The following is a 3,974-nucleotide window of genomic DNA, read 5'->3' on the forward strand; positions in this document are numbered from 1 at the left end:
ACTGGCCTGCTAAAGAATGGCACCCGACCTCCCATCCAGGTGGGTGTCGTCGCGGAACGAGACGCTTGGTCGCGACACGCGCCGACGGCGGGTCGATCTCAAGGCCACTTAACTAAGTCAACGTCCATGAGGAGGCCCGGACGCTGGCGCGAACCGGCTGATCTCAAACGATGACGAGCCGTTTGGCGCGAGCCTACGGGCAACTCGTGGAAACGACGCTTCACTCAGTGGTATTGGCCTTAAGCCTGCCCCCTGAGAAAAGACAGCCCTTCAATCTTAATGCCGCTGCGGCCCGAAAACCGATCGGGCGGCCAAGGCGTCGCTGTGGCGGAGCAAGTAAGCGGTTCTGGAATTCGGATCGACGCAGAGTTCTTTCAACGTCGTCTCGCTCAGGCTTGCCAGTCCGCGGAAACGTTGATGGCGGTGAACGATGTTCTTTTCATCCAGCACCGTACGAATCCGCTGCAGGTGGTCTTCGCTGTAGGCATGCAGGGCATCGGCGTATCCGCGAGCGCGGATTTCGAACAATGGTGATTTGACCAGCGAGACGCGGTTGGCATCCAACAGCGGCCGCAAGTAAACGTCAAAGAACATCAGCATCAGCGCACCGCAGTGGATTCCGTCCGCGTCGGGGTCAAACAAGAACAGGATGCGATCGTACCGCAACTCCGCCAGATCTTCGGCGTGCCAGCCCGTCCCCAATGCATCGATCAGTGCGGCGTACCATTGATTTTTCCGCACCGACGCATCGGACGCTTTCGTCGCGTTCATCGGTTTCCCTTGCATCGGCAACACGGCCTGAAACCGCTGGTCACGCACACGCGCGACCGCCTTGGACGCCGAATCGCCTTCGACGATGAACAACTCGCGATAGGGTTGTTCGGTCGGTGAGCAATCGATGAGCTTGGTTTTTTGAGTGATGAACGTCATGTCAGGCACTATCCCCATCCCGCCGACACGTTTGGTCAGTCGATCATACGCTTTAAGAGTCCGTCGTAGGCGTCGATGCGGCGGTCGCGCAAGAACGGCCAATGCGTCCGCACGACGTCGATCTCGCCCAGGTTACAATCGGCGCACAAGACATGGTTGCCGGACTGAGCGGCTTGGGAGACGACTTCACCGCGGGGAGAGGCCACAAAGGACGATCCCCAGAATTCGACTTGGCCTTCCCTGCCGACACGGTTGGGCGCCCCCAGCCAAATTCCGTTGGCGATCGCATGGGCCCGCATCGACGTTTGCCAAGCGTCCAGTTGCCCCGCACCGAATTCCTCCTTTTCGCCGTCGATCCATCCGATCGCAGTCGGGTAGAACAGGATTTCCGCGCCGGCCAGGGCAAACAAACGAGCCGCTTCGGGGAACCACTGGTCCCAGCAAACCCCAACGCCGAGCTTGGCGTAGCGGGTTTGAATGGTACGAAATCCCATGTCGCCGGGCGTGAAGTAGAATTTTTCGTAATACAGCGGATCGTCGGGGATGTGCATCTTTCGGTACGTTCCCGCCAGGCTGCCGTCCGCGTCGACGACGACCGCGGTGTTGTGATAGACGCCGGCGGCGCGTTTCTCAAAAATCGGCGCGACGATCACCATTTCGTGCCGCTTGGCCAGGTCTTGCATGCGACGCACCGACGGCCCGTCGAGGGTCTCGGCGTAGTCGAAATTACAATGATCCTCGGACTGGCAAGGATAGGGGGTTGCAAAAAGCTCTTGAAGGCAGAGGATCTGGACCGATTCGGAAGCCGCCTCGTCGACCCGTTTTTCAACTTCGTCGAGCGTTGCGTCGCGTGAGCCGGCATACGACATCTGCAACAATCCGATTCGCACATTTCGATTGATCACGGTTTCGTTCATTTCAGGCAAGGGAAAGGCATAGCATTGGAAATCGTCTTCGTTTCGGGAACCGGAACGGAAGTCGGAAAGACTTACGTTGCCCAACAGCTTGCGGTTGCGAAACGCAGCGCCGGTGTTCGCGTAGGAGTCTACAAACCCGTGGCGAGTGGTTGTATCCGGCAACCCCGCAATTCGGAGACGAATTCTGCAACTCCGGACGATCCGCTCGTCTCCAGCGACGCCGTTGCGCTCTGGGAAGCCGCCGGCCGCCCCCTGAATCTAGACGCGGTTTGCCCCCAGCGCTTCGAAGCCTCGGTCGCACCGGACGAGGCGGCCAGACGGTCGGGGCAACGGGTCGACGCCGACCTGCTGACGCGCGGCGCCGATCGTTGGCGCGATCACTGCGACACGTTGATCATCGAAGGTGCCGGCGGGCTGCTGAGTCCGATCGCCGACGACCTGTTGAACATCGATCTGTTTGGACAGTTTCAAGACGCCGAACTCTATTTGGTCGCAGCCAATCGGTTGGGGGTCATTCACGAAGTGATCGCGACCTGTCGCGCGGCCGCGTTGTCCCAGGTCAGTGTCAGCCGGTTGTACCTGACCGCATCCGGCCCCACGGCGGACGAATCCAGCCCATCCAACGCCGCACAGATCCGCCGCTGGTTGCCGGAACTGGACGTCCGCGAAGTCGGCTGGGGACAAGTCGATTGGAGCCGGGGGCTCGTCTAGCGATCCGACGCCCAGCGATCCACAGCGCTGTCCACGCCACGAAAAGTCGGATGCTCGATCAAGCAACGCTCGGTGTATGAGTGTCCGATCGTACGATTGATCAGCCGTTTGGCGCGAGCCTACGGGCCCAAACGAGAGGAAACGACGCTTCGCTTAGCGGTGTTGGCCTGCGGTCGGCAAACTGCCAATCGTTTCGGCAGGCATGGTAAACTACTGCGAATCGATTTCCGCTTTCTACTTGCCCTACAGTTAAGAACATGCGCTACCCGTCACCGCTGCTATTGCCAGCTTTGCTCGTTTCGGTCGTGCTCTCCGCCGGAGCTTGCTCGGCAGAAGAATTTAAATCGATTTTTGACGGTCGAACCCTAGACGGTTGGAAGGCACTCGACATGAGTTACTGGTCGGTGCGGGATGGCGCGATCACGGGCCAATCGACGCCCGAGCACCCCTGCACCTCGAATCAGTTCTTGGTCTGGCAGGGCGGCGACGTCAGCGATTTCGAAGTCAAGCTCAAGTTCCGGGTGACCGGTAACGGATGCAATTCGGGAGTCCAGTTCCGCAGCAAAATCAGACCTGACGGTCTGGCGGTCGGTTACCAGGCGGACATCTACCAGAGCGGGCCATACCTGGGAGGCGTTTGCGACGAAATGCATTCGCGGAAAGGCCCCGAGTTGTTGACCGGCAACGGCCAGCGGACCGTGATCGATGCTTCCGGCAAACGGACGGCGAACGACTTGGGCACCAAAGCGACCATGAAACCGTCAGGCGAGTGGAATGACTACCACATCACCGCCGAAGGCCGACACATCACGCTCCGTATCAATGGCGAACTCTGTTCCGAATTGATCGACGAAGAAGAAGGACACTCCGATTTAGCAGGAATCCTGGGATTGCAACTGCGTTCCGGCCAGCCGATGACCGTGCAATTCAAGGACATTTTTCTCAAGCAGTTGTCGGACTAACAAACTACGTCCCAGCACGGTAGGTCGGCACGGGACGTCCGGGGCGAAAACTTTCGACCGACCTCACCTCAGCCTCTGCAGCGAACTCGGCGGCCAAGGCATCGACAGCGCTGGCGACGGATTCCTGCAGTGCGTCGGGCCCCAGACTGACACGCGCGTTGATGATCAGCGTCAACGCTGTGCCCTCGGCTTGCGAAGCGACCGACAGCGTCGTCGCCGTGTCGCTGCTGACCAGGTTGGCAACGCCGACCGCATCGCCGGAGGAACAGAAAACCTTTAAATGTGCCGGTTCGGCATCGCGCGCTTCCAGACGCGTTCGAATCAAGTCGACAATCCGCATGACGACGCCATCGATCGGCATTGGATCGCTGCAGGTCAAGGAAACGGTCGCATTGAGCCAACCCAATTCCGCTTCCCCTTCGGCGTAGACGTCATAATCCACGTCCATCAACTG

Annotated in this window: 4 protein-coding genes and 1 pseudogene; 2 read left to right on the plus strand and 3 right to left on the minus strand. The window is 59.5% G+C overall.

From position 1 onward, the window contains the following. Positions 1-276: 276 nt before the first annotated feature. Both ABX749_RS24815 and ABX749_RS24820 read right to left on the minus strand, forming a co-directional pair. Complete coding sequence (locus tag ABX749_RS24815; RefSeq protein ID WP_372898357.1) at positions 277-930, minus strand: toprim domain-containing protein; 654 nt, start codon at positions 928-930, stop codon at positions 277-279. Positions 931-965: 35 nt separating this feature from the next. After that, complete coding sequence (locus ABX749_RS24820; RefSeq protein ID WP_372898360.1) at positions 966-1,832, minus strand: carbon-nitrogen hydrolase; 867 nt, start codon at positions 1,830-1,832, stop codon at positions 966-968. Positions 1,833-1,871: 39 nt separating this feature from the next. Between ABX749_RS24820 and bioD the strand changes: the two genes are divergently transcribed. Further along, complete coding sequence (gene bioD / locus ABX749_RS24825) at positions 1,872-2,558, plus strand: dethiobiotin synthase (RefSeq protein ID WP_372898358.1); 687 nt, start codon at positions 1,872-1,874, stop codon at positions 2,556-2,558. Between the two features lie 257 nt (positions 2,559-2,815). After that, on the plus strand, positions 2,816-3,520 hold the full coding sequence (locus ABX749_RS24830) for a DUF1080 domain-containing protein (RefSeq protein ID WP_372898359.1): 705 nt from the start codon (positions 2,816-2,818) through the stop codon (positions 3,518-3,520). Between the two features lie 4 nt (positions 3,521-3,524). Here ABX749_RS24830 and ABX749_RS24835 read toward each other — a convergent pair. After that, positions 3,525-3,974 (minus strand): annotated as a pseudogene (locus ABX749_RS24835) (cobalamin biosynthesis protein P47K); the annotation flags it as partial.

The sequence above is a fragment of the Stieleria sp. genome (assembly GCF_041595215.1).
In the GTDB taxonomy this organism is placed as follows: domain Bacteria; phylum Planctomycetota; class Planctomycetia; order Pirellulales; family Pirellulaceae; genus Stieleria; species Stieleria magnilauensis.